Origin of the sequence: Streptomyces puniciscabiei (assembly GCF_006715785.1) — a bacterium.
In the GTDB taxonomy this organism is placed as follows: Bacteria; Actinomycetota; Actinomycetes; order Streptomycetales; family Streptomycetaceae; genus Streptomyces; species Streptomyces puniciscabiei.
Genome location: NZ_VFNX01000002.1, coordinates 323,375 through 347,958, shown reverse-complemented (window position 1 = coordinate 347,958; position 24,584 = coordinate 323,375). Strand labels below are relative to the sequence as shown.

Annotated in this window: 21 protein-coding genes and 3 pseudogenes; 17 read left to right on the top strand and 7 right to left on the bottom strand. The window is 71.0% G+C overall.

Features of this window, described 5'->3' with window-relative positions; translation table 11 throughout:
* Nucleotides 1-202: 202 nt before the first annotated feature.
* Nucleotides 203-1,348: a phosphate ABC transporter substrate-binding protein PstS gene (gene pstS, locus FB563_RS32465; protein WP_055703743.1), complete on the top strand. Its 1,146-nt coding sequence runs from the start codon at nt 203-205 to the stop codon at nt 1,346-1,348.
* Between the two features lie 60 nt (nt 1,349-1,408).
* On the opposite strand, the gene FB563_RS45615 is transcribed toward pstS, so the two are convergent.
* Both FB563_RS45615 and FB563_RS32455 read right to left on the bottom strand, forming a co-directional pair.
* Nucleotides 1,409-2,002: an Rv1733c family protein gene (locus tag FB563_RS45615; RefSeq protein ID WP_055703742.1), complete on the bottom strand. Its 594-nt coding sequence runs from the start codon at nt 2,000-2,002 to the stop codon at nt 1,409-1,411.
* 137 nt (nt 2,003-2,139) lie between these two features.
* Entirely contained in the window at nt 2,140-3,042 is a 903-nt protein-coding gene (locus tag FB563_RS32455) for an NAD-dependent protein deacetylase (RefSeq protein WP_055703741.1), read from the bottom strand.
* 389 nt (nt 3,043-3,431) lie between these two features.
* Here FB563_RS32455 and FB563_RS32450 point away from each other — a divergent pair, with 389 nt between their 5' ends.
* Both FB563_RS32450 and FB563_RS32445 read left to right on the top strand, forming a co-directional pair.
* Nucleotides 3,432-4,406: a hypothetical protein gene (locus FB563_RS32450; protein WP_079048495.1), complete on the top strand. Its 975-nt coding sequence runs from the start codon at nt 3,432-3,434 to the stop codon at nt 4,404-4,406.
* Between the two features lie 306 nt (nt 4,407-4,712).
* The gene (locus tag FB563_RS32445) at nt 4,713-5,858 is read left to right on the top strand and encodes a PP2C family protein-serine/threonine phosphatase (protein WP_079048494.1); all 1,146 of its coding nucleotides are present in this window, start codon (nt 4,713-4,715) and stop codon (nt 5,856-5,858) included.
* 67 nt (nt 5,859-5,925) lie between these two features.
* Here FB563_RS32445 and FB563_RS32440 read toward each other — a convergent pair whose 3' ends face one another.
* On the bottom strand, nt 5,926-6,816 hold the full coding sequence (locus FB563_RS32440; protein WP_055703739.1) for an aldo/keto reductase: 891 nt from the start codon (nt 6,814-6,816) through the stop codon (nt 5,926-5,928).
* A 29-nt stretch (nt 6,817-6,845) separates the two neighbouring features.
* Nucleotides 6,846-7,787, bottom strand: a complete 942-nt coding sequence (locus FB563_RS32435) for an NAD-dependent epimerase/dehydratase family protein (protein ID WP_055703738.1) — start codon at nt 7,785-7,787, stop codon at nt 6,846-6,848.
* Nucleotides 7,788-7,857: 70 nt separating this feature from the next.
* Here FB563_RS32435 and FB563_RS32430 point away from each other — a divergent pair, with 70 nt between their 5' ends.
* The 8 genes and pseudogenes from FB563_RS32430 (at nt 7,858) to FB563_RS32400 (ending at nt 16,786) form a co-directional block, all read left to right on the top strand.
* Nucleotides 7,858-8,766: a LysR family transcriptional regulator gene (locus FB563_RS32430; RefSeq protein ID WP_055703737.1), complete on the top strand. Its 909-nt coding sequence runs from the start codon at nt 7,858-7,860 to the stop codon at nt 8,764-8,766.
* A gap of 178 nt (nt 8,767-8,944) precedes the next feature.
* A pseudogene (locus FB563_RS45610) lies at nt 8,945-9,208 on the top strand (PAS domain-containing protein); the annotation flags it as partial.
* A gap of 214 nt (nt 9,209-9,422) precedes the next feature.
* A complete protein-coding gene (locus FB563_RS44455) occupies nt 9,423-9,797 on the top strand; it encodes an ATP-binding protein (RefSeq protein WP_234357553.1) in 375 nt (124 codons plus the stop codon).
* Nucleotides 9,798-10,166: 369 nt separating this feature from the next.
* Nucleotides 10,167-13,532 carry a GH92 family glycosyl hydrolase gene (locus FB563_RS32420; protein ID WP_234357554.1) on the top strand — a complete coding sequence of 1,122 codons (3,366 nt, stop codon included), beginning with the start codon at nt 10,167-10,169 and terminating at the stop codon, nt 13,530-13,532.
* Nucleotides 13,533-13,633: 101 nt separating this feature from the next.
* Nucleotides 13,634-13,987: a hypothetical protein gene (locus FB563_RS32415; RefSeq protein WP_055703735.1), complete on the top strand. Its 354-nt coding sequence runs from the start codon at nt 13,634-13,636 to the stop codon at nt 13,985-13,987.
* Between the two features lie 511 nt (nt 13,988-14,498).
* A complete protein-coding gene (locus tag FB563_RS32410; RefSeq protein WP_055703734.1) occupies nt 14,499-15,839 on the top strand; it encodes an MFS transporter in 1,341 nt (446 codons plus the stop codon).
* A gap of 90 nt (nt 15,840-15,929) precedes the next feature.
* A complete protein-coding gene (locus FB563_RS32405) occupies nt 15,930-16,286 on the top strand; it encodes a hypothetical protein (protein WP_055703733.1) in 357 nt (118 codons plus the stop codon).
* Between the two features lie 185 nt (nt 16,287-16,471).
* Entirely contained in the window at nt 16,472-16,786 is a 315-nt protein-coding gene (locus FB563_RS32400) for a hypothetical protein (protein WP_142219127.1), read from the top strand.
* A gap of 134 nt (nt 16,787-16,920) precedes the next feature.
* Here FB563_RS32400 and FB563_RS32395 read toward each other — a convergent pair whose 3' ends face one another.
* The 3 genes and pseudogenes from FB563_RS32395 to FB563_RS32385 all read right to left on the bottom strand — a co-directional run.
* Complete coding sequence (locus FB563_RS32395) at nt 16,921-17,661, bottom strand: VOC family protein (protein WP_055703731.1); 741 nt, start codon at nt 17,659-17,661, stop codon at nt 16,921-16,923.
* A 65-nt stretch (nt 17,662-17,726) separates the two neighbouring features.
* Entirely contained in the window at nt 17,727-18,551 is an 825-nt protein-coding gene (locus FB563_RS32390; RefSeq protein ID WP_055703730.1) for a maleylpyruvate isomerase family mycothiol-dependent enzyme, read from the bottom strand.
* A 165-nt stretch (nt 18,552-18,716) separates the two neighbouring features.
* Nucleotides 18,717-19,328: pseudogene (locus FB563_RS32385) on the bottom strand (endonuclease/exonuclease/phosphatase family protein); the annotation flags it as partial.
* Here FB563_RS32385 and FB563_RS45605 point away from each other — a divergent pair.
* From FB563_RS45605 to FB563_RS32355, 6 genes and pseudogenes are all read left to right on the top strand, one after another.
* Nucleotides 19,319-19,444, top strand: a pseudogene (locus FB563_RS45605) (two-component sensor histidine kinase); the annotation flags it as partial. The pseudogenes FB563_RS32385 and FB563_RS45605 overlap by 10 nt on opposite strands.
* 202 nt (nt 19,445-19,646) lie before the next feature.
* The gene (locus tag FB563_RS32375) at nt 19,647-20,558 is read left to right on the top strand and encodes a hypothetical protein (protein ID WP_055703756.1); all 912 of its coding nucleotides are present in this window, start codon (nt 19,647-19,649) and stop codon (nt 20,556-20,558) included.
* A 128-nt stretch (nt 20,559-20,686) separates the two neighbouring features.
* Entirely contained in the window at nt 20,687-21,625 is a 939-nt protein-coding gene (locus tag FB563_RS32370; protein WP_055703729.1) for an ABC transporter ATP-binding protein, read from the top strand.
* The gene (locus FB563_RS32365) at nt 21,622-22,473 is read left to right on the top strand and encodes an ABC-2 transporter permease (RefSeq protein ID WP_055703728.1); all 852 of its coding nucleotides are present in this window, start codon (nt 21,622-21,624) and stop codon (nt 22,471-22,473) included. Before FB563_RS32370 ends, FB563_RS32365 begins: the two co-directional genes overlap by 4 nt.
* Before the next feature lie 29 nt (nt 22,474-22,502).
* Nucleotides 22,503-23,786, top strand: a complete 1,284-nt coding sequence (locus FB563_RS32360; protein ID WP_055703755.1) for a sensor histidine kinase — start codon at nt 22,503-22,505, stop codon at nt 23,784-23,786.
* Nucleotides 23,783-24,451, top strand: a complete 669-nt coding sequence (locus FB563_RS32355; RefSeq protein ID WP_055703727.1) for a response regulator — start codon at nt 23,783-23,785, stop codon at nt 24,449-24,451. Before FB563_RS32360 ends, FB563_RS32355 begins: the two co-directional genes overlap by 4 nt.
* Nucleotides 24,452-24,584: the final 133 nt, after the last annotated feature.

Here is a 24,584-nt window from a genome sequence, read left to right as displayed (position 1 = left end):
GCACTCATTGTGCGCCTTCGCGCGGGGGCCGTCCGATGGCCGCCGCGTCAGCTCATTCAGGGGCGCACGACGGACGAGTCGTTACGAAAAGTGATTGGATGGATGCATATAGTCAAGATGACCGGGACGTCATCCGCCCGCGGCCGTCTGGCTCATGCCTCTGCTGCGCCGCCCAGGCGGTCTGCTGGAAGGAGCCCGGAGAGTGAAGCTTCAGCGGAAGAGCCGGTCGTTCGCCACGGCTGTCGGCTCGACGCTCGTCTCCGGCGTCCTGCTCCTGACGGCCTGCGGATCGAGCGGCAGCTCCCGGCCCTCCACGAGTCCGCCGCCGGCTGCCTCACCCGCCGCCACCGCTGCCATCGGTGTCAAGTGCGGCAAGGCGTCCACCGTGTCGGGCTCCGGCTCGACCGCGCAGGAGTTCGCGATGCGGTTCTGGATCAAGAACTACACGCGGGTCTGCGCCGGCACCCGGATCAGCTACGACGGCAACGGCTCCGGCGCCGGCCAGAAGGACTTCCTCAGCGGCAGAACGGCCTTCGCCGGTTCGGACTCCGCACTGAGCGCAGCCCAGATCGCCCAGTCCGAGAGCGTCTGCTCCCACAGGGGGCACGCCGTCCACCTTCCGATGCTCGGCGCACCCATCGCCATCGCCTACAACCTGCCAGGGGTCGGCAAGCTGGTCCTGGACGCCCCCACCCTCGCCAGGATCTTCGACTCGCGGATCACGAAGTGGAACGATCCGGCGATCGCGAAGCTCAACCCCGGTACCACGTTGCCGTCGACGCCGATCCATGCCCTGCACCGCGTGGATTCCTCCGGCACGACGGACAACTTCACCTCCTACCTGAGCACCGCCGCCCCCGGCGCCTGGCCGTACGGGCACGGCAAGGACTGGGCGGCCAAGGGCGGCCTGTCCGCCAAGGGCTCCTCGGGCCTCGCGGAACAGGTGAAAAAGACGGTGGGTGCCATCGGCTATGTCGAGCTGACGCATGCGATCACCCGCACCATTCCCACGGTGTCGATCGCCACCGGCGCCTCCACCCCGGTCGCCCCCAGTGTTCTCGCGGCGTCCAGGGCCATCGCCGACGCCAAGGTCGCCGGCACCGGTGCCGACCTCGTGCTGCAACTCGACAACACGACCCAGACCCCGGGGGCCTACCCCATCGACATGGTCACGTACGAGATCGTCTGCGACAAGGGCAACAAGCCGGCCACCTGGCCCGCCACCAAGGCGTTCCTGACCTACATCGCCGACGCGCAGGGCCAACAGGACCTGACCTTCCAGGGCTACGCGACGCTGCCGGCCGCCATCGTGAACCAGGTACGCAGCAAGATCAGCAACCTGTCCTGACCCCAGGGCCGGCCCAGCGGAAGCCGCCCGAACGAGGAGCCGTTTCCCCAGGGTGCCCGGTCAAGCGGTCCTGCCGCCCCGCCGGGTGTCGGCGCGCTCCCAGTCCAGCGCCCACTGCCTCATGCGACTTCGGTCCAGCAGGGCACGCGCGGCTCGCGCGGAGGCCCAGACCGCGCATCCCGTGGCAATGACGGCACCCGCGCCGACCAGGGCAGACCTCACCACCGCAGCGGACCCTGCGGGGGGCTGCGAGACCAGGTCGCCTCGCGCACTCGTCCACACCGGCACCCGCGTGCCCGCACGGGTATGTGCGGTCACCGTCGTCCGGCCGGTGCGCGTGCGGCCATCGGGTGTCGTCCACCGGACCGTCGCACTGGCCCTGCTCACGTCCGCGTGCCCGGGCACCGCGTCCCTGGCGTTGTCCAGAAGAACCGCCACTACCTGACGGCGGCCGGAACGCTCCTCCTCGAAATCCTGGTCCGCCACCATCGCCGCCAACACCCCCGCGACCGCGCCACCCAGCACCCCCACGACCCATGCGACGAGCAACAGCCATGCCTCGACGAGATCGCTGGTCCGCCGAAGCGGGCTGCGCCTGAACCGCCACAGACGCTCATGGATCGGTCCCTGCCGCCACGCTCTCTTCCCCGCCACTACTCCCCACCCCCTCACGAGCACCGGCGCCCGTTCGCCGGTGTTCCCCGGAACGGTAGGGAAAGCGCCGGTGATCGAGAAGCCCCTGGAGTGCGGTCAGGAACAATGCCTCACCACATCACCTGGGCGCTGCCTCATCACCTGGGCGCTGCCTCGCCCTCAACAGTGATGCCCAACTGGTCGGCCACGCTCGTGAGCGCTGGTCCCAGAGGGAGCGCGACCCGGGTGACGGCGTGCCGGTCGCCGCGGGTCGGGTCCCGATTGACGATCAACACCGGCTTCCCGGCCTGAGCCGCCTGGCGGACGAACCGGAGACCGGACATCACCGTCAACGAGGAGCCCAGGACCAGCAGCGAGGCCGCCTCACGGACCAGCCGGCGGCAGTGCTCCACCCGCCGCGGCGGAACGGCTTCGCCGAAGAACACCACGTCCGGTTTGAGGATGCCGCCGCAGATCGCGCAGGACACCACGTGGAAGTCCCCGACCTGTTCGTCGGTGAGGTCGGCGTCACCGTCCGGATTGATGCCTGCGGCCACCGGGGCGAAGCCCGGATTGGCCTCCGCCAGCCGCCGGGCGAGTGCGCGGCGCGGGCTGAAGGCACCGCAGGTGAGGCAGACGACCCGGTCGAGGCTTCCGTGGAGCTCCACGACGCCCTCGCTGCCCGCGGCTTGATGCAGGCCGTCGACGTTCTGGGTGATCACACCCGACAGCAGGCCGTGCCGCCCGAACGCGGCCACGGCGCGGTGCCCGGCGTTGGGGACGGCGCGGTGGAAGGTGCGCCAGCCGAGGTGACTGCGCGCCCAGTACCGGCGCCGGGCCTGCGCGCTCGCGGTGAAGTCCTGGTAGGTCATCGGAGTGTGCCGGCTCAGGCTCCCGCCCACGCCCCGGTAGTCGGGGATGCCCGAATCCGTGGAGATGCCCGCCCCGCTGAGTACCAGCGCACCGCCGGTGCGCAGCGCATCGGCGACCGGCGCCAGATCCGTGGTGCCCGGCGGCAGGTCCTCGGTAGGTGTCCAGCTCAGAGTGGGGCGCATACGCATGCCGCCAGGGTACGGAACGGGCACACGCCCAAGGGAAGAGCGGGAGAACCGCTCCTCCGGTGCCGCATGGCGCCAGGCCGCCCGGGCCTTTCACGCGGGGATCCGATCTGATACCGCTTCATGAGACCTCGTGACACCAGCCTGGGCCGCTTGACCAACCGTCGGGCCGGTCTTTCCCTCTTCCTCTTCGAGTGAGAGGGGGCGCCATGAGGGCGAGCTGGCAGCGGGTGGTGGCCGTCGGTGTATGTGGCGGGGTGCTGAGTTGTGGGGGCCTGACGGGGTCGGCCGCGGCCGGCGAAGACCCTCCGAGGATCAGTCAGGCGTTTGCGGGCCCGCGTCCCGGTGAGGCCATCGGGATCAATCTGCTCAACTACGAACGGAAGCCGGGCGTGCGTCTGGTGGCCGAATCCCCGGTCCTCGCGGCCCCGGTCCGGTTGGACGACCCGGCGAAGGACACCGTCGGGGAGGGCGTGAAGGCGCAGATTCCCATGTCGGCCAAGCCCGGATCGTATCCGCTCGTCGTCAGGGCCGGAGGCAAGGTCGTCGCCCGTGACACGATCGTCGTCATGCCGCCGAGGCGTCCGTCCATCGAAGTGGAGGGCGGCGCGGGACGCCCGGGTACCAAGGTGAGTCTGTTCTTCGACGACCTGTTCCCCGGAGAGACCGGCACGTCCTTCACGGCCCATTCCACGGCGTTCGCGTCCCCCGTGCGCCTCGCATACGACAAGCATTCCTGGAACAACACCCGTACGTTCAAGGCCCTTGGCGTGCCGGTGCGGCCGAACCTCCGCGACGGGTCGTACCTCGTGTGGGTGACCGACGCGGACGGGAGGCGGAAGGCCCGGACCCGGCTGAACGTCCGCTCGGCCCGCCCGGGCGACGACGACTATCTGGGCCAGGCCAGGGGCCCGGCGTTCTTCGGGAAGGAGGGGTATGTGCTCAGTGCCCGGGACAAGGGCTTCAGGACCGCGGCGGGACGGACGGTGTATGTCAGGTGGCAGGACGCGCATCCGGACCCCGGGGAGGAGGGGTACATGACCGCGACCTCCCCGGCGTTCCGTTCCCCGGCCAAGCTGGAGTTCGACCTGGTCAAGGGCCACGAGGGCGATGACCCGATCTTCTGGGGCCCGGCGCGGATCAAGCCCGGCCTGGCCCCCGGCGCGTACCCCGTCACCGTCGTCAGCCACCGCGGACGCGTGAAGAAGACCAGCTACCTCACCGTCAGCCAGGGCCCCACTCGCGATGACCGTCCCAAGGGGCTGCCCACCACCGTGTGGCTGGGTTCGGGCATCGGAGCCATCGCTCTGGGCGCCGTGGCCGCAGTGCTGCTGGTCGGCAGGCGCAGGAGGTCGTCCCTCTCCTGACCGCCGCACGGGACCGCGATCGTAGCCGCCGCACGGGACCGCCACCGAAGCCGCCCGACAGGACGGCCACCGAAGCTGTCGCACACCACGGACTTGCGCGCGACGGGAACACTCCGGGACCGCTCATCCGCCGCGTTTCAGGGCCAGGTTCACGCCGGGCACATGGGCCGTGGCGCCCGGTCCGGCAGGTATGTCGAGCGCTCCCGCGGGGCGACACCGCCCTCGCCGCGACCGCACCCGCGCGATCATGCCTGACGTGAGAGAGGCCGGGATCGGTGTGAGACTGGGCACGGAAGGGGTGATCCCGTGCCGGACCCACCGCACGCGTCCGCCGGTGCCGACACCGCCATCGACGAGAATCGGCTGGCGGAGCTGATCGTCGAGGCACAGACGGCCCTGCCCGTCGAACTGCCCGGCCTGGCGAACCGGTGTGCCGCGGCCCTCGGCCTGGAGACGGCGCTGATCTACCTCGTCGACCTGCAGCAATGGCTGCTCATCCCGCTCGACGAGGCCCTGGAGCCGCTGCCGGTGGAGGGCTCGCAGGCCGGCTGGGCATACCGCACGGTCTGCCCGCGGGTGGCCGAGGCCGACGACGGCCCGACCGTCTGGGTGCCTCTGATCGACGGCGCGGAGCGGCTGGGCGTGCTGGGGGTGCGGACCGGCTCCCTCGACGAGGTGTGGCTGCGCCGCAGTCGGATGCTGGCCCATATGCTGGCCATGCTGATCACCTCCAAGCGTGCCTACAGCGACTGGCTCGCCGCCCGCACCCGCACCGCGGTCATGGGGCTGCCCGCCGAGATGCTGCGCGCCTTCCTCCCGCCCCGCACCATCGGCAGCAGAAGGTGCGTCTCGACCGCGGTGCTGGAACCGGCGTACGACATCGCCGGCGACGCCTTCGACCACTCGGTGGTCAAGAATGTGCTGCACACCATGATCCTCGACTCCATGGGGCACGATCTGACCTCAGGTCTGACCACGTCGGTCGCCATGGCGGCCGCGCGCAACGCACGCCGCGGCGGTGGCAGCCTCGCTGACGTCGTCGGCGCCGTCGACCAGGCGCTCGCCCTGTGGCTGCCCGACCATTTCTGCACAGGTGTGCTGTGCCGGCTCGACGCGGAAACCGGGGTGCTGCACTGGGTCAATTGCGGTCATCCGGCGCCACTGCTGATCCGTGCCGAGCGCGTGCTGGAGGGGGCGCTGGACAGCCCTCCGCAGCCGCCGATCGGCCTGGCCGTCCAGCTCACCCCGGGAGCCAGGCAGGTGCACGAGACGACACTGGAACCGGGGGACTGCGTCCTTCTCTACACCGACGGCGTCGTGGAGGCTCGCGACGCGGACGGTGCGGAGTTCGGTCTCGACCGGTTCACCGACTTCATCATCCGCTCCTCCGCCGCCGGACAGCGCCCGGCCGAGGCGCTGCGGCTGCTCATCCACGCCATCCTCGGCTACTAGCGCAACCAGTTGCGCGACGACGTGACCATCCTGCTCTTCGAATGGTGCCCGCAGCACTGACACCGTGTCACGCCGGGCCGGGCAGTGCGGCATCCAGTTCCGCCAGCTCCGCCGGCTGGAGCTCGATCTCCGTGGCCTTGGCGGAGTCCTGGATCGAGGCCGGACGGCTGGCTCCCGGTACCGGGATGACCCTGGGGGAGCGGGTCAGCAGCCAGACCAGGGCGATCTGCTGCGGGCTGACGCCGCGTTGGGCAGCGATGCGGTGAAAGGCGGTGCCTGCGGAGGTCGGGCCGGACGGGCCGTCCAGGGAACTGCGGGAGATGCCGCCCAACGGGCTCCAGGGCAGGAAGGCCAGGCCGAGTCGGGTGCACAGCGCCAGCTCGGGCCCGGTGTCGTGCACGGCGGGGGAGTACTGGTTCTGCACGGAGACCAGCGCGCCACCGAGGATGGCATGGGCCTCAAGAATCTGACCGGTGGTCACATTCGAGATACCTGCGGCCCGGATGGTGCCGGCGTCGACGAGTTCGCGCAGCGCGCCGACCGATTCGGCCCAGGGCACGTCCGGGTCGGGCTTGTGCAGCTGGTACAGGCCGATGGTGTCCACACCCAGGCGCTGGAGGGAGGCCTCGGCGGCGCGCTTGAGATGGGCGGGGGTACCGGTGACGGTCCAGCCGCCGTCGCCGGTACGGCCCCGGCCCCCCTTGGTGGCGACGAGGACGTGGGAGGTGTCGCCGCCGTAGCGGGCCAGGGCGCGGGCGATGAGCAGTTCGTTGTGCCCGCGCTCGTCGGCGTGCCAGTGGTAGCTGTCGGCGGTGTCGATGAGGGTGACACCGGCGTCGAGGGCGGCGTGGATGGTTGCGACGGCTCGTTCCTCGTCCGGGCGGTGCTCGATGGACAGGGGCATGGCCCCCAGGCCGATCGCGCTGACCGTGGTGCTCCCCAGGGGGCGGTACTTCATATGCGTCAATTCTCCGGTGTCGGTGGCGGTCAGAGTGCCGGGGTGGCGGACACGGCGAGGGCTTCGGCCACGGCGCCCGGCAGCCAGTCGGCGGTGCGGGAGAAGGTGAAGCCGAGATCCTTCGCGCGGGCGTTGCTCATGGCGTAGTGGCGGTCGAAGGAGAAGGGGGAAGCCGCCTCGCCCGGGGCGGCGACCCGGTACACCGGCTCTCGGCCGGTCCGGTCGGCGATCACGTCACTCAGATCGCGTACGTCGAGCAGGCCGTCCGAGCAGGCGTTCACCGGGCCGGTGAAGTCGGTGTCCGTGGCCGCCCAGTGCAGCAGGTCGGCCAGCTCCTCGTAGTGGATGAAGACGGTGGGCAGCACCGAGGGGTGCACGATGAGCGGCGTGCCCTGGCTGATGCGCTCGACGTAGTGCGCCAGCCGGCCGGTGAACTCCTGCGCACCGCCACCGAGTACGTGCGCGCTGCGTACGGCGGCGAACGCGAACCCGCCGTGCCGGGTGAGGGCGGCCTCCGCCTGTCGCTTGCCCTCGGCGTAGTGCGTTTCCAGGTAGGCGTCGTGGTGCCAGGGCAGATCCGTGCTCACTCGCCACGTGGCGGGGTCCACGGTCTCTTCCGGCACCGGTGTGCCGAGCGGGATCAAGGGCAGCGCGGCGGTTGACGGGTCGTAGACCTCGATGGTGGACGTCATGACGTACCGGCGGGTGCGGCCCTGGAAGGCGCGGGCGGCGATGGCGGCCTGCACCGGTGTGTAGCAGACCTGGTCGACGACGACATCGAAGGTCCGGGAGGCGAGGGCGGCGGTGAGGGAGGCCTCGTCGTCCCGGTCGACGACGAGGTGCTCGACCCCGTCGGGCGGCACGGTCGAGCCGCGGTTGATGACAGTGACCTGGTGTCCGGCTGCCTGAAGGCGCTGGACCAGGAGCTTTCCGAAGTACCGGTTTCCGCCGATGACGCAGATGCTTTGCATGCACTCATCCTTGATGCCTAAAGTCACCAGCAGAAGTGCCGAGTTGGTGGATGCGTATTAAGGAAAACTGTTGATCGATGTGCAGCGGCTCCGCGTCCTGCGGACTGTGGCGGAGCATGGCAGTTTCAACCGGGCGGCGGCCGCCCTGCGCCTCACCCCCTCCGCCGTCTCCCAGCACGTCGCGGCCCTGGAACGCAGCCTCGGCGCACGGGTCGTGGAACGCAGTACCCGAGGGGTGACCCTCACTCAGGCGGGCCGGATCATGGTGGGCGCGGCGGAGTCGGTCGCCGCGGAGCTCGCGAACGCCAAGCAGCAGGTCGAGCGGTTGGGCACCGGCCGTACCCAGTTGACCCTCGCCACGTTCACCAGCGGCGGCCGGCTCCTGCTGCCCGGCGCCCTCGCCCGCATGACGGCCGCCCATCCCGACCTCGTGGCCCACGTCAGGGAGGCCGAGCCCGAGGACAGCCTGCCCCTGGTCCGGCAGGGTGCCGTGGATGTCGCGCTCGCCTACCACTTCGACGGGCCGCTGCCCGTCCGGCCGGGCCGGAGCTCCGACGTGGAGTGGACCGCGCTGATGGAGGACCCCCTGCACGCCGTCCTTCCCGAGGCGCACCCCCTGGCCGACCGCCAGGCACTCGGCATCGCCGAGCTGGCGGACGAGCCCTGGGTGCTCGGCTGCCTCAAGACCGAGGCGTACCTGCGCCGTTATGCCGAGCACGCCGGTTTCGCCCCCGAGGTACGCGGCACCACGACCGACTACTTCTTCGCCCGCTCCCTCGTCGCCGCGGGCGTGGGCGTCTCACTGATCCCCTCCATCGCGCTGGCCCCACAGCTGCCGGGGCTGCGGTCCGTTCCCATCACTCCGCCGGCCCCGACCCGGCACATCGGCGTTGCCGTGCTGCGCCGTCGCGACCACCCCGCGGTGCCGACGCTGATCCAGTCCCTTCGAGAGCAGGCGGCAGCGGCCGTTGGGAGATGACCTCACCCCAGCCTGGACGACACGCGTGCGACAGCTGGACCAGGTCCCCCTCCTCCGGCGGCAGCCACCGGGCTCGAGCGACCCCGCCGCACCGCTTGCGCCGATCGGCGGCTACTCACGGCCGAACGGCACCACGGTCGGTCCGGACGGGCATGGATGGGCGGGAGGTGTGGTGCCGATGGCCAGTGGTGACCTGATCATGCGCGTGGACGAGGGCGGCCGGGTGACGGAGTGGAGCCGTCCTGCGCAGGAGATGTTCGGGTGGGCCGCGGAAGAAGGCGTCAGTCAGGGCGTCGCTGCTCTTGCGAGGGAGGCCGCGGCCGATGAGCAGTGGCGTCGGGCGCGGGTCGATGACGCCGGCTCCGTGCTCTGCGAACCTGTCGTGGTGTCCGCCGACGGCAGCTCGGCCACGCTGTCCGTGCCCGCAGGACCCCTGCTCGCCGGCACCGGCAATGCCCCGTTCCCCGCGACCACGGTCGACCTTCCCGCAGGCAGCACCCTGGCGATAAGTCACCTCCCCGCTGGCCGAGAAGGTCCTCGCGCCGTCCGCGCCGCTGCATGCCCTCCTGAGCGAAGGCGCGAACCGGCCGCCGGCCGACCTGTGCGACACGATCGCGTACGCACTCACCGACGACAACCGGCCGGGCGAGGCACTGATGCTGCTCGCGCGCACCGAGGCACTGCCCGCGGACCAGGTCCTCACGCTGCCCTTGCCGGCCGGGCCCGAAGCCGGACCGCTCGCGCGCGCAGCGGTACGCCGCCGGCTGCGGGCGTGGTCCGTCGACGAGGAAACCGCCTTCACCGCCGAACTCGTCGCCAACGCCGTCCGCTACGGTGCCCCGCCCTTTCGGCCGCGCTTGATCCGCGACCGATCCCCGACCTGCGAAGTCAGCGACACCTCCCCCAGCTCCCCCCACGCCAAACACGCCCGCACCATCGATGAGTCCGGACGAGGAACGCAACCCTGCGAGTTGCCTGTCACTTTTGCAACGCAAGGCAGTTACCTGCGAGGAAGCCACCTCTCGTGCTGAGCCGTGCGTAACCGCGGGTGAAATCAAGGAAGTTCTCGGGACGCCCTCCGTCAAGGACCGGGGGCCGGGAACGCCCGGGGACCGTGGCGGCGAGGTGTGAAGCGCGCCCGATGGTGAACTTCGCAGTCAGAAAGCTGCGTTGACCTCGTTGACACACCGTAAGCCCACGCGTTTCACTCGACACTCGTGCATGGCAACGTTGTCAGGCCGCCCGTCGGCGGTCAGACAACGTTGCCATGCACTGACGTCCCCGTCCCTCGGCACGTCAGCACCTGTGCGAAGCACGAACCGCTGCGGAGGCAACCGATGGTCCGACCCCGACGTTCAGCCGCGCCACGTAACCGAAAAAGACTCCGTCAACGCTTGGCCGTGATCTGCGTCCTGGGAATCGCCGCGCTCCCGCTCCCGGCGATCGGGGACGCCTATGGCGCGAGTGCCGCAACACCGGCGTTGGTGAAAGACCCCGCGTCCCTCGTGAACCCGCTCATCGGCACGTCGGGAGAGGTGGACACCTTCCCCGGCCCCGACATGCCGGCCGGCATGGTGCAGTGGGGTCCCGACACGACGCCCGACCGCCCCTCCGGCGGCGGCTACGAGTACAACGACGACAAGATCTCCGGCTTCAGTCTCACCCACGTCTCGGGACCCGGCTGCGGCGTCGCGGGCGACCTGCCCGTCCTGCCGGTGACCGGCACGCTGTCGGGCGACCTCGGCAACACGTCCGCGGGATTCAGCCACGACGACGAGCAGACCGGCATCGGGTACTACAAGGTCACCGACGCGGCCGGGGTCACGACCCGGCTCACCGACACCACCCGTGCCGGTCTGGGCACCTTCACGTTCCCTGCGGGCAAGCAGGCCAATCTGCTGTTCAAGCTCAGCGGTGGAGCCACTCAGGTGGACGGCACCCGCGTCCAGGTCGTGAACAAGAAGGAGATCAGCGGCTCGATCGACAGCGGTCACTTCTGCGGCGCGAACAACCGCTACACGCTGCACTTCGACATCAAGTTCGACCAGCCGTTCAGCAGCAGCGGCACCTGGGTCGGCAGCACCATCAACCCCGGCGAGACGTCGCTGACGGCGGGCAGGGCCCGGCAGAACCTGCAGGCACGCCCGTCAAAGCCGCTGAAGGAGCGGCACTTCACCGTTCCCGCAGCCCCGTCCCCCACCGTGCACGGAAGCGGCGGCAAGTCCTCCGGCACGCCGTCCCCGGCCTCGAGCGCCGGGGCGGTGCCCCGGACGTCCAGGGCGGGCGGGTCCGCTGCGAGTACATCCGCCGAGCCTCCCACGACGGGCGCGAACGGCATGTACCTGACGTTCGACACCTCCGCCAACCCGACGGTGCGGGCGAAGGTCGGCATCTCCTACACCAGTGACGCAGGCGCGGCGGACAACCTCTCCACCGAGATCAGGAACTGGGACTTCGACGCCGTCGAGCAGGCGAACCACACCGCCTGGAACACCGTGCTGAACAAGATCCGCATCGGCGGCGGCTCAACGGACCAGCAGGTGCAGTTCTACACCGCGCTCTACCACGCCCTGCTGCACCCGAACGTCTTCTCGGACGCCAACGGCCAGTACATGGGCATGGACAACCAGATCCACAAGCTGGCCAAGGGCCAGCAGGCCCAGTACGCCAACTACTCGGGCTGGGACACCTACCGCTCCCAGACCCAGCTGATGGCGATGGTCGAGCCCAAGGTCACCAGCGATGTCGTCACCTCGATGCTCAACGGCTACGACCAGACGGGCCTGCTGCCCAAGTGGGCATCGAACAACGGCGAGAGCTACGTCATGGTCGGCGACCCGGCCGCCGGCATCATCACCGACGCGTACGCCTTCGGTGCCCGGAGCTTCGACACGGACAAGGCGCTCGCCGCCCTGCAGCACGAGGCCACCGTCCCGAACAACGACCGCCCCGGCGAGTCGGTGCGCGACGCCAAGGGCTATCTCCCGCTGGACGAGAACGACTACGGCTGCTGCAACTTCTACGGCCCGGTCTCCACCCAGCTGGAGTACGACTCCGCCGACTACGCCCTCGCCGCGTTCGCCAAGTCGCTGGGCAAGACGGACGTCTACACGAAGTTCGCCACCCGGGCCCAGGACTGGATGAACGTCTTCAACCCGCAGACCGGCTACATGCAGGCGAAGAACAAGGACGGCCAGTTCGCGGGCGGCTTCACGCCGGGCACCTCCAACGGGTTCGTGGAGGGCACCTCGGCCCAGTACACGCCGATGGTCCCGTTCAACCTGCGTCAGCTCATCCAGGCGCGCGGCGGTGACAAGGCGTACTCGTCCTACCTGGACGGCCTGCTCGACAACATCACCGATCCCGGCAACACCAACGCCAACCTCAGCAACGAGCCCAGCGTGGAGATCCCCTGGGAGTACGACTACACGGGCGAACCGTGGAAGACCCAGGAGGCCGTCCGTGCGGCCCAGCAGAAGCTGTACTTCAACGCTCCGGTCGGCTCGTTCGGCAACGACGACCTCGGTGCGATGAGCTCCTGGTACGTCTGGTCCGAGCTGGGCATGTACCCCGAGACCCCGGGCACGGACACCCTGGCGCTCGGCAGCCCGGCGTTCCCGCTGGCCGAGGTGACGTACGCGGGTGGCAAGACGGTGCGGATCGACGCGCCGCAGGCGGCACCCGACGCCCCGTACGTGCAGTCCCTCGACGTCAAGGGCAAGGAGTGGAACACCTCCTGGCTGACGTACCAGCAGTTCAAGGGCGCGGACACGGTCGACTTCACCCTCGGCACCCAGCCGGACAAGTCCTGGGCCTCCGACCCGTCGGCGGTGCCACCGTCGGACACCACGGGCGGCGACCGGGTCCTGGCCGCGACCGGCCCCTCCAGCGACGGCCTGGTGCTCCAGCCGGGTGCGTCCGGTGACGCCACGCTCGACCTCACCAACCTCGGCAGCAAGGATGCCACCGTCGACTGGAAGGCGACGGCGCCCTCCGGCGTCACGCTCGACACCTCCTCCGGCTCGCTGAAGGTGCCCGCCTCGGGCAGCGCCGAGGCGAAGGTCCACGTGACGGCGGGGACGAGTGAAGGAACGTTCCCGGTCACGTTCGCGCTGACCGACCACAGTACCGGCTCGGCTCTGAGCGGCGCGGCCCTCCGCGTGGCCGTGGCCAAGGCCGGCGAGCTGTGGCCGTACGCGACCAACGAAGGCATCTACCCCGACGGCACGACGTTCTCGGGCGGCTTCGACAGCGGCGGCTGGGCGTTCTCGCAGAACGCGCTGTCGGCGGCCGGCGTCACGAGCGGCTCCACCGTCACGGTCGACGGCATCTCCTACACCTGGCCGACGGTGAAGTCCGGTCAGCTGGACAACCTGGAGATGGCCGGCCAGACCATCCCGATGCCGGCCGGCACCTCGGGCGCGTCGTTGGGCCTGCTGGGCACGGCGGCCAACGCACCGACCGACGGCAGCGGGGTCTCGGGCACGGTGACCGTCACCTACACCGACGGCACCACCTCCAAGGCGACGGTCGGCTTCTCCGACTGGACGCTCAACGCCGGGACGAGCAAGCCGCGCCCGGGTGACACCACGGCCGTCACGACGGGCTACCGCAACACCGGCAGCGGGGGCCGGGACGGCGTGAAGACCTACGTCTTCGCCACGAAGGTCCCCCTCGACGCGTCCAAGCAGGTGGCATCGATCACCCTGCCGGTGACGGGCTCGACGGGCACCGACCATCTGTTCGCCTACGGCTTCGGCCAGTGAGACACGACGGACCCTGACGACGGTGGGCCGGTTCCCGCGAGCGCGAGCCCCGGGACCGGCCCACCTGGCGTGCCACGGCGCGGGGTGACAGGATCTGAGGGGTGTCCGTCATCAGCAAGCTGCAGATCAAGCCCGGTCAGAGAGTCGTGGTGCTGGGCAGGCCCGACGACGTCCAACTGGAGGTGGAGACCGAGGGGGAGGCGGCTTCGGCCGACGCGGTGCTGGTCTTCGTGACCACCTCCGGTGATCTTCTGGGAGCGGATGCGCAGGCGGCGATTGCCGCCGCGCGGCGCGATGCCCTCGCCTGGGTGGCCTACCCGAAGGGCGGGAAGCTCGGAACGGATCTGAACCGCGACACCCTGGCCGCCGCACTTGGCGAGCAGGGCGTGCGCCCCGTGCGGCAGGTCGCCATCGACGACACCTGGTCGGCACTGCGGTTCCGCCCTGCCGGCTGATCTGCGGCAGCATCGCCGAGGACGGCTGTCCATGTCTGCTCCAGGGCCCGCCCTTTGATCGTCAGGCGGCGGCCTGGACCGTCGAGTCCGGACGCCCGAGGCGCGCAGCACGCCCTCTCGGACGAAGCCGCCGCGTTGTCCGGCAGCAGCGCGGGGCATCGACAACCACAACCGGTCCGCGCACATAGGGCTGGAGAGCGGCCGCCACGGCCGGCCTTCGGCCCGTGAGGAGTTGACCACGTCGTCGTAGAGCTCGGCCCTTAAAGCAATGGGCGGGCGTCTCAGTTGATGCGTGAGTGGGTCGTCCGGCCGGCCTGGCTCCCGTTCTCCACTGTCCGACAGCGAGCTGAGCCGCCGGTCCCCGGATACGAGGCATATGTCCCTTAGTGTGGCGTCCTTGGTGTACGTCCGTGCGCGGGATGGGGTTGAGACCGTGGTGTTCGCGGAGCCGGGTGACGGCGATGGGTCCGTGTCCTCTCACAAGTCGGCTCCCCGGCCCGAGCGACGTTCCTTGGCACCGCTCCTCGCGGTGTGCGCCGGGTACTTCATGGTCATCCTGGACGTGACGGTCATCAACGTCGCCGTGCCCGTGATCGGCCGGGACCTGGCGACCTCGCTCACCGGCATCCAGTGGATCACCGACGGCTACACCCTGGTCTTCGCGGGCTTCCTGCTGACCGGCGGCGCGCTGGGCGACCGGCTGGGCAACCGACGGATCTTCTGCTGGGGAGTGGCCGTGTTCACCGTGGCCTCGGCCGCGTGCGCCCTTGCACCCGACGCGCCCTTCCTGGTCGGTGCCCGCTTGCTGGAGGGGTGCGGCGCGGCACTGATCGTGCCCGGTTCCCTGGCCCTGCTCCAGCAGGCCTATCCGGGTCCGGCCGAACGCTCGCGGGCCTTCGGGCTGTGGGGTTCGATGGCCGGCATCGCGGCGTCGGCCGGGCCCCTGCTGGGCGGCCTGCTCGTGACCACGGTGGGGTGGCGCTGGGTCTTTCTCATCAACCTTCCCGTCGGGGCGGCCTGCCTGGTGCTGAGCCTGCGGCACGTGGCGCGCTCACCCCGGCATGCCGCGCGGCCCCTCGACTGGCCGGCGCAGGTCGCGATCGTGGCGGCGGTGGCGCTGCTGACCGCGGCGCTCAACGAGGCCGGGCGGCGAGGCTGGACGGACCCGGCGGTCCTCGCCGGGTTGGGCCTGGCCGCGGCGGCCGCCGCAGCCTTCGTGGCACGTGAGCGGCTGTCCCGGAGCCCCGTGCTGCCGCTTCCCTTGCTGCGCTCCCGGGCGATGGGTGGGGGAGCCGTCATCGGACTGCTGTTCAACTTCGGCTTCTACGGCATGGTGTTCACCGCGAGCCTGGAGTTCCAGCGCCAGCGGGGCTTCAGCGCCCTCGGCACGGGGCTGGCGCTGTTCCCGGCGGTGGCGATGACCATGTTCGCCTCCGTCGTCTCCGGGCGGTTGTCCCGCCGTACCGGCGACCGTCCCCTGGTCATCACCGGCATGCTCCTTGCCGCCCTGGGGCTTGCGGGTTGGGCCGCGGCGGGAGCCGATCCCGCCTACCCGTTGCTGGTGCCCCCGATGATGGCCGCGGGATTCGGTACGTCCTTCGCCCTCACCGGCTCCACCGCGACGGTGATGGGCGCCGCACCGCCGTCGTACTCAGGTGCCGCCTCCGCCCTGTTCAACACCGCCCGTCAGATCGGCAGCGCAACCGGCGTGGCGCTCGGGGGCAGTCTGCTCGCCACTGCCACCCACTACGCCGCCGGGCTGCGCACCAGCATGGCCGTCGGCGCTCTCGCCTATCTGACGGCAGCGGTCCTCGCATGGCTCTGCGTGCCGACCAGGCCCCGAGGGAGCTGAGTCGATTGCTCACCTGCGGCGCCACCCGCGCACCGGGTACCCGGTGTCTGGGTACTCGGTGCGCCGAGGCTCTCGCGAAGGAGGTACGCAATGCACTCGATCAGGATGAGAACGGCCGCCGGTCTGCTGGGGGCCGCCGCGTTCTGCCTCGCCGGGTCCGCCCAGGCGTTCGCCGGCACCGGCGTGCACCTGGAAACCACCTCCTACTGCGGCACGGACCGGGCCACCGGGCTCGCTGTGTCGGCCACCGGGAGCGTGCCCTGTGCCACCGCGCTCCGGGTGGCGGCCGCCTACACAAAGATCTGGCACGGCACGGAAGGCGCACCCGTCCAGGTGCGCGCGGCCGGGGCCACATGGACGTGCCGGGAACACCAGGGCGACCCCAACCCGTACCGGCAATGTGCCGCCGCACAGGGCAACACGGGGCTGGTCACGCTGTCGTCCTGAGCCCACCCCTACGCGCGCACGCCGAAAGTTCCTCATGTGTCCGCCCTGCCGGAACCGCGCCGCCCGGGTCCTGGCGTACTCCTTGGCGTGCGTCACCCGGACGGCCGTCCTACGGTGGGAGTGGATCCCGTGGATGTATGTGACCGTCGGGCGCCGCAGAGCCCGAACTCGGAGAGGGGTCGGTCATGCGTCACGTCATCCCCCGCGCTCTTGCCGCCACCGCGGCGGCTCTGGCAGCAGGAGTGGTCGCCGTACCCGCGTCCGCCGCGCCCGCAGGGCCTCTGCACACCCGGGGAGCGGTGTGCGACCTGGGCGGTATGGACTACGTCACCATCAGCAAGGGTGTGGCCACGCTGACCGGCGGGAGCGCGCGGATACAATACGGGGCGCTTGAGCCGGGCCAGTCCACCGATTGGCGCCACGTGACGTTCCACAAGGACGGCAAGAGCGTGACCTACGAGACCGTCGAGGGCCGGATGGCCGCCCAGACCTGCACTTGAAGTACGCCGGCCCCTGCGACGGCGGTGCCCGCGGACCGCGCGCACCTCACCCCAGCGAACCGCACGGCTGCTCGTAGCCGTCAACCCCGCGAACACACAAGGCTCGCGTGTCGCGGTGTCGTCAATGCTCTGTGTCAGGACGGGGCGAGGACGCAGAACTCGTGGCCCTCCGGGTCGGTCAGGCACGTCCACGGGACGTCGCCCTGGCCGAGGTCGAGGTCGGTGGCGCCGAGGGCCCGCAGCCGGGCCACCTCCGCTGCTTTGTCGTCACCGGGGTACGGCAGCAGGTCAAGATGGACGCGGTCCGGCACGGTCTTCACGTCGGGCGTGCGGAGGAACTCGAGATACGGGCCGACACCCTTGGCGGAGCGAAACACCGCATGTTCGTCGGTCACCTCGTACAGGGTCCAGTCCAGGGCCTCACCCCAGAACCGCGTCATGGCCCGCGGATCCGCGCAGTCGACCACCACCCGGGCGATCGGCCCGGTGTCCCCATGGATCTCCCGAGGTTCCAGCACGCAGAACTCATTGCCCTCCGGGTCGGCGAGGACGGTCCACGGCACCTGGCCCTGGCCCACGTCGGCGGGCGTCGCACCGAGAGCCTTCAGGCGCGCGACCAACTCCGCCTGATGGGCCGCAGAGGCGGTGGCGAGATCGAGGTGCACACGGTTCTTTGTCGTTGTCTTGGGTTCCGGGACGGGAACGACGTCGACGCAGACGGCGACCGGGTCCGGCCAGACGAGTCCGCCGGCGGGGCCGACATAGGTGGTCACGCCGGGGCTGTAGGCACTCCAGCCGAGCGCCTCCGCCCAGAACCGGCCGACTGCCGAGCCATCAAGAGCCTTTATGTTCAATTGAACGGGTCGCAGCGCCATGCCGCCGATCCTATGGGGTGGGGCGGAGCGGGCCGCGGGGCTGTTTCAGGACGTCGCCCGGTGGCTCAGGGGGCGGTGAACAGGGTCGGGAAGCGGGGGGCCAGCCACGGTCGTGGGCCCCAGGCGAGGACCTTGCCCCGGGTGATGGCTCGCCAGGGATTGAGCCGGCCCAGCGCGATGAGCAGGAAGGCGACGGGATCGAGCAGGACGGTGCAGTCCGCGCGCTGTGGTGCCCCCGGTGTCACCTGCACGGTTCCCTCGGCCAGGGACACGCCGAACGTCTCGCCCCCGCGCAGGCGGATCCGGTAACGGGCCGTGAGCCCGGCCGTGGCTTCGGGGTTCGCGACGCGCGGCATGACCGAGAGCATGAACGGCATGCACAAGGACACCCTTGCCGGGTCGACCATGTGCGCACGCTGCAGGGCGCGAGCCAGGTCGTAGCCATGGCCGAGCATGTGAGTGAGCAGGTACGACGCGAGAACCGACCGGTTCATCGAGCCCAGGGGAGTGGCGGGGGCCGGGCCGTCGGCCGCGAGGCGTGACACAGCGTCCAGGAACGCCTCGGCCTGCTCCACGATCATCGTCGCGAGAGGCTCCGTCCGACGCTCCCGGAAGACGGCGAGAGACTCCGCGTTGGCCTCGGCGAGGCTTTGGGGCGTTCCGTCGCCGTAGGGGCGCTCCCGCCCGGCTGCCAGGTCGGCCATCAATTCGTTGGCCATGGCCAGGTGGGCGGCGGCCTCGCCGACGGTCCACTCCGACCCCGGCACGGCCAGCGTCGTGTCGCTCGCGCTCCGCACCAGCGTGGCGATCTCCTCGGCGGTGTCCCGTATCGCCTGTCCCAGCCCCTCGGGCAAGGCCCAGGACCCGTCCTGCCGTACCGTCGTGTGCACGGTGCCTGCTCCACTCCCACCCGGCCGACACGCCCAACGTGCCTGCGGCGCTGGTACCCAACCAGACTCGGCGGCGCACGACAAGCCCCGCGAGCCCTGCAGGCGCGGCCGTACCTGCAGCGGGGTCCCGGATCCCGGGGCGGGACCGGGGCCTGTGCGCGGTGTTCACCAGCTGATTCGGGCCGCCACCGGCAGGTGGTCGCTGCCGGTGGCCGGCAGTACCCACGAGCTCTTCGGCTCCACGCCTCTGACCAGGATCTGGTCGATGCGCACCATCGGGAACCTCGCCGGCCAGCTGAAGCCGAAGCCGTCCCCGGCCAGGTCCTGGGCCGAGCGCATCCGGGAGGTGATGTCGGCGAACGCGCGGTCGTCCGTGGTGCCGTTCAGGTCACCGAGCAGCACCACCCGCTCGTTCCGCTCGGCGGCGATGGCCTCGCCGAGCGCCTGCGCGCCTCTGTCCCTGCCGGCCGTCCAAAAGCCCGCCCTGGGAAACACCCGTACGGACCCCAGGACCACATACACCGCCAAGGGACCCCGGTCCGTGGCCACCGTGGTGCGCAGCGCCCGACTGTAGGACAGCTTGACGGCGACCGGCTTGGTGTCCGACAGCGGCAGCCTGCTCCACAGCCCGACCGTGCCCTGCACCGTGCGGTACGGGTACGCCTTGGCCAACTCCTTCTCGTACGTGCCCTGTGCCTGCGGGGTCAGCTCCTCCAGCGCCAGCAGGTCCGCTCCGGAGGCGGCCGGGTCGCGGGCGGTGCCTGCCGGGTCGGGGTTGTGTCAAAACCATCACCCGCGCACACGACGGAACCCTCACGCTCACGCCGCGCCCTGCCGGCGGGATCCGCATCAGCGTGGAACTGCCTGCGGCAGCCCCGCTCAAGGAAAGCTAGCGAATCAGGGAATGTGCCCGCGGTGCCCCCTCGGGCAGACACCAATTGGTCAGTTCCCTTGAGACGGCGTCAACCACGTGGCTGCTTTGGCGGGGTAGCACCACAGTGTCGTCGCTCGTGCGGCTGCTGCCAGATGGGGAGAGGACGTACTGAGTACGACAACTCATGTGCCGCCAGGGCGCGGGGCGGCATGCTGCGCGGCATGACGAGCGGTAGAAGGGCGCTGACAGCCCTGCATCTCCTCCTGGTCTGGGCGACCATGGCGGCCGCGGTGCCGGTACTCGGCGCCGGATTGCTGGTGACGGCCTGGGGCGACGGGGCCGGGGCGGCGGTGCCAGTCCTTGTCCTGGGGGTGCCGTTGACCGTGGGCCTGCTGGCCACAGCGGGCATACCCGCGCGGACCGTGGTCCCACTGTGCGCCTCCGCGCGGCGGCGGCTGGGCTGGGCGGTCCTGGTCTTCGTGCTCGGCACGCTCGGCGTCCTGGCCGGTCTGGCCGCCTACGGCGAGGACGTCGTCCTGGGGAGCGCCAGTACCCGGGTCGCGCTGACGGGGGCGCCGTACGCGGTGGCCGCGGCGTTCTTCGTACCGAACCGGTGGGTGCGGTTCGCAGGGGTGGCTGCCCTTGCCGCCGGGGTGGCTTACGGAGGCTTCATCGGTCCGGCGCAGGCACAGCAGCACCAGCAGGCGGCGGAGGTCGCGCGGTACCGGGAGCATCCGGAACTGCTGTATGCGATCGCTACGCCGCCCGGCATGCGGGCAGCCCGTGCCGAGGACGGGCCCGCCTCCTTCGGCATCGAGTACCACTCCGTCCGGCAGGACGGGTACGTGGGCCTCGTGGTGCGCTCGCCGCTCACACCGATTCCCCGATGCCCCGAACCCGTGGAGAAGGACGTGACCTGCTCGGTGGACGGGCACGGCGAGATGGTGACGGTCCGCCCGGTCTCCGGCGGGACCCGCGTCGTCACCGTCACCCGCCGCATCCGCGATGCGGAGGCCGAGGTCACCAGCCAGACCGTGGACGAATCCGGCCTGCGCCGTCTCCTGAACACTTTGCACCCGCTGTCGGACGCCGAGCTGGAGAAGCTGACGGCGACGCTGCCCGGGGGGCCGTAGTACCCCGGTACCACCTGCCCGGCGGTGTTCGGTCCCCCGGTACCACCGGATCCGGGAGCTCGCGGCCTTAGCGTGGCGGAGGAGGCGTCGGGCGCGTCGGGCGCCCGAGTCCGAGAGAGAGAACGCGAATGATCGAGGCACAGCAGCTCACCAAGAGGTACGGGGAGAAGACGGCCGTCGACGGCCTGGACTTCACCGTGAAGCCGGGTTCGGTGACCGGATTCCTCGGCCCCAACGGTGCCGGCAAGTCCACGACGATGCGCATGATCGTCGGACTCGACGCGCCGACGAGCGGCTCCGTCACGGTGAACGGCCACCGCTACGCCCGCCACCAGGCACCGCTGCAGGAGGTCGGGGCCCTGCTGGAGGCCAAGTCGATCCACCCGGGCCGCTCGGCCTACAACCACCTCCGCGCGCTCGCACTGACCCATGGCATTCCGCGCCGCCGCGTGGACGAGGTCGTCGAACTCGCCGGTCTCGGCAGCGTCGCGAAGAAGCGGGCCGGTGCCTTCTCGCTCGGCATGGGGCAGCGGCTCGGCATCGCGGCGGCCCTGCTGGGCGATCCGCAGACCGTGATGCTGGACGAGCCCGTCAACGGGCTGGACCCCGAGGGCGTGCTCTGGATCCGGAACCTGCTGACGTCGCTCGCGGCCGAGGGGCGCACGGTGTTCGTCTCCTCGCATCTGATGAGCGAGGTGTCGCTGGTGGCGGACCATCTGATCATCGTCGGGCGCGGCCGGCTCCTGGCCGACACGACCGTACGGGACCTGGTCCGCGAGGCCGGTGGCGACACCGTGAAGGTCGCGACGAACGACCCCGCGCGGCTGCGGGACGTGCTGGCCGGGCCCGGCGTGGAGATCACCGGCCGCATCGGCTCCGAGGAACTGCAGGTCACCGGGGCGTCCGCCCGGGAGATCGGGCTTAAGGCGGCCGAGCACGGTATCCCGCTGTTCGAGCTGACCACGAAGGCGGTGTCGCTGGAGGAGGCATTCATGGAACTGACCAGGGACGCCGTGGAGTACCACGGCTCCACCACCGGCACCGAGACCTCCGGGAGCGCGGCATGAGCACCCTCACGGCAACTCCCGGGACTCCCGAGACCGTTCCGGCCGCTCAGGCCCGGCCCGCCTACCGGGTCACCGGCCGGCGCGTGCTGGCCTCGGAGTGGGCCAAGCTCTGGTCCCTGCGGTCCACCTGGATCACCCTCGGCCTGGGCCTGCTGTTCCTGGTCGCCTTCGGCGTCATCGCCGCGAGCCACTACAAGTCCAATCTCGACTCCGGCCGTCACATGGACCGCGACTTCGCCAGCGCGACGGCCGTGAGCCTGTCCCTCTTCGGCACGAACTTCGCGCAGTTGGCCCTCGGCGTGCTGGGCGTGCTGGTGACGGCGGGCGAGTACTCCACCGGCATGATCCGCTCGACCCTCGCGGCCGTACCGCGCCGACTGCCCGTGCTGTGGTCGAAGGCTGCCGTGTACGGGCTGGTCGCCCTGGTGGTCGCGACCGTCGGCGCGTTCGTCGCCTTCCTCGTCGGCAGCCAGATCGTGTCCGGCACGCCCGCCGCCATGGGTCTCGGTCACGCCGGCGTCGTACGCAGCCTGCTGGGCGCCGGGCTCTACCTCGGCCTGGTCGGCGTGATCGGAGCCGCCCTCGGGACGCTGCTGCGGTCCGTCGCCGGCGGCATCTCGGTCCTGGTCGCCGCCCTCATGCTGGTGCCGGGACTGGTCTCCCTGCTGCCCACCTCGTGGCAGGGCGACATCGACCCCTACCTGCCGAGCCACGCGGGCGAGTCGATCTTCGCCCTGACCCATGACTCCACCACCCTGTCGCCCTCGGCCGGGCTCCTGGTCTTCCTCGGCTGGACGGCGCTGGCGCTGGCAGGGGCGGCGTACCGGCTCCTGCGCAGCGACGTCTGAGCAGGCTGCATCATGGTCTGGTGACCTCCGTGACCACCGATGACCTCAGCGGGATGGGGCCGCTGGTCGCCCGGCTCGGCCGGGCCGGCCAGCGGCTCCGGCACGCCGACCAGGCCCGCCCGTGGGTGCTGGACACCGCGGTGGTGGTGCTGGTCTTCCTGATGTTCTGCCTGCCGGACCTGCTGCACGGCATGGACGGGGACGGCGACGGCCCGCGCCGCTTCCATCTGGTGTTCACCCGGCCGCCCACGGCCGGGATGCTCGTGCTGCAGGCCGGGCTGGTGCTGCCACTGCTGTGGCGGCGGCGGGCGCCCGCGATGGCCTTCGGCGCCGTCACGGCCGTGTTCGTCGTCCAGTGGTCCCTCGGTGTTGCGCTCCGTGCGGACGTCGCCCTCCTCGTCGCCCTGTACAGCCTCGCCCTGCACGGGCGGCTGCGGCAGCTGCCGTGGGCCTGTGCGGCGATGGCGGGTGCGCTGGGCCTGGTCGCGGCGCGGGTCTCGGCGGCGGTGTCGGTCTGGGACGCGCTGTTCTTCCTGCTCAGCACGGCGACCGCGGCCCTCGCGCTCGGCCTGATGATCCGCATCCGGCGGGCCCAGCTGGCCGGGTTGCGGGACCGCGCGGCCCGGCTGGAGACAGAGCGCGACCAGCGGGGCAGGCTCGCCGTAGCGGCCGAGCGGGCGCGGGTGGCCCGCGAGATGCACGACATCGTCGGCCACAACCTGTCCGTCATCATCACCCTCGCCGACGCGGGCGCCTACGCCACCGCCGCCGCGCCGGAGCGGGGCAAGGAGGCCCTGCACCTCATCGGCGACACCGGTCGCCTGGCCCTGAGCGAACTGCGGCGGGTGCTCGGCGTGCTCCGTGAGCCGGACGGCCCGCGCAGCGAGCCGGAGCTGAGCCCGCAGCCCGGTCTCACGGACGTCGACGCACTGTGCGAGGGGGTCCGCGCCGCCGGTCTGGAGGTCGTCTACCGTACGGCCGGTGACGTCGACGCCCTCGACAGCGGGGTGCAGCTCACGGTCTACCGCATCGTGCAGGAGGCCCTGACGAACACCCTCAAACACGCCGGCGCGGGCGCCCGTGCGAACCTGGCGATCGCCGTGGAGGACACACGGCTGACCATCACCGTCCAGGACTCCGGACCGGCCACACCGGCCGGCCCGCCCGGCACGGCGAACGAGGAGGGACACGGCCTGGTGGGCATGCGAGAACGAGCAGCTCTGTACGGCGGACACGTCAGCGCGGGTCCCGCGGGCCCGGGGTGGACGGTCCGCGCCACCCTCGACCTCGCTCCCCAGGGCGGTGCCCGGTGACCACCGTGCTCGTCGTCGACGACCAGCCGCTGCAGCGCTACGGCTTCCGTATGCTGCTGGACTCCGTACCCGAGACGGAGGTCGTCGGAGAGGCGGCCCACGGAGCCGAAGCCGTGCGCAAGACCGCCGAACTCCGCCCGGACGTCGTCCTCATGGACGTACGCATGCCGGGCATGGACGGCATCGAGGCCACGCGCCGTATCGTCGCCGCCGGTGACCGCTCCCGTGTCCTCGTCCTGACCACCTTCGACCTCGACGAGTACGTCCACGCGGCCCTGCGCGCCGGAGCCAGCGGCTTCCTCCTCAAGGACGCCCGCCCCGAGGAACTCCTCGCCGGCATCCGCGCCGTGGCCGTCGGAGACGCGGTCATCGCCCCCGCGCTCACCCGCCGCCTGCTGCACGAATTCGCCCGACTCGTGCCGTCCGGCGGGGACCGCTCCGCGGAGGATCCGCGCCTGAGCGCCCTCACCGACCGCGAACGCGAGATCCTCGTCGCCATCGGCAAGGGCTGGACCAACGGCGAGATCGCCGAGCGTTTCGTCGTGTCGGAGTCCACGGTGAAGACGCATGTGGGCCGCGTCCTGTCCAAGATCGGCGCCCGCGACCGCATCCAGGCGGTGATCTTCGCCTACGACCACGGCCTGGCCCGGCCCCAGCCGGACTGATGGCCGCGGCGTACGACCTGCACCGGGAGAGCAGGAGCGGTGCCGTGGAGCGAGCCAGAGCGCTCGCCCCGCCGAGCGGCAGCGAGTGGCTCCGGCGCGGCCACGGCCCTGGCCCGGGCAGGAACAGGGCGGC

Excerpts from the sequence above, each read along its gene's own strand:
- FB563_RS32365 (WP_055703728.1), top strand. The coding sequence starts at position 21,622 with ATGAGCACCCTCACGGCAACTCCCGGGACTCCCGAGACCGTTCCGGCC.
- FB563_RS32405 (WP_055703733.1), top strand. The coding sequence starts at position 15,930 with ATGCACTCGATCAGGATGAGAACGGCCGCCGGTCTGCTGGGGGCCGCC.
- FB563_RS32400 (WP_142219127.1), top strand. The coding sequence starts at position 16,472 with ATGCGTCACGTCATCCCCCGCGCTCTTGCCGCCACCGCGGCGGCTCTG.
- FB563_RS32395 (WP_055703731.1), bottom strand. The coding sequence starts at position 17,661 with ATGGCGCTGCGACCCGTTCAATTGAACATAAAGGCTCTTGATGGCTCG.
- FB563_RS32370 (WP_055703729.1), top strand. The coding sequence starts at position 20,687 with ATGATCGAGGCACAGCAGCTCACCAAGAGGTACGGGGAGAAGACGGCC.
- FB563_RS44455 (WP_234357553.1), top strand. The coding sequence starts at position 9,423 with ATGCTGCTCGCGCGCACCGAGGCACTGCCCGCGGACCAGGTCCTCACG.
- FB563_RS32435 (WP_055703738.1), bottom strand. The coding sequence starts at position 7,787 with ATGCAAAGCATCTGCGTCATCGGCGGAAACCGGTACTTCGGAAAGCTC.
- FB563_RS32455 (WP_055703741.1), bottom strand. The coding sequence starts at position 3,042 with ATGCGTATGCGCCCCACTCTGAGCTGGACACCTACCGAGGACCTGCCG.
- FB563_RS32440 (WP_055703739.1), bottom strand. The coding sequence starts at position 6,816 with ATGAAGTACCGCCCCCTGGGGAGCACCACGGTCAGCGCGATCGGCCTG.
- FB563_RS32375 (WP_055703756.1), top strand. The coding sequence starts at position 19,647 with ATGACGAGCGGTAGAAGGGCGCTGACAGCCCTGCATCTCCTCCTGGTC.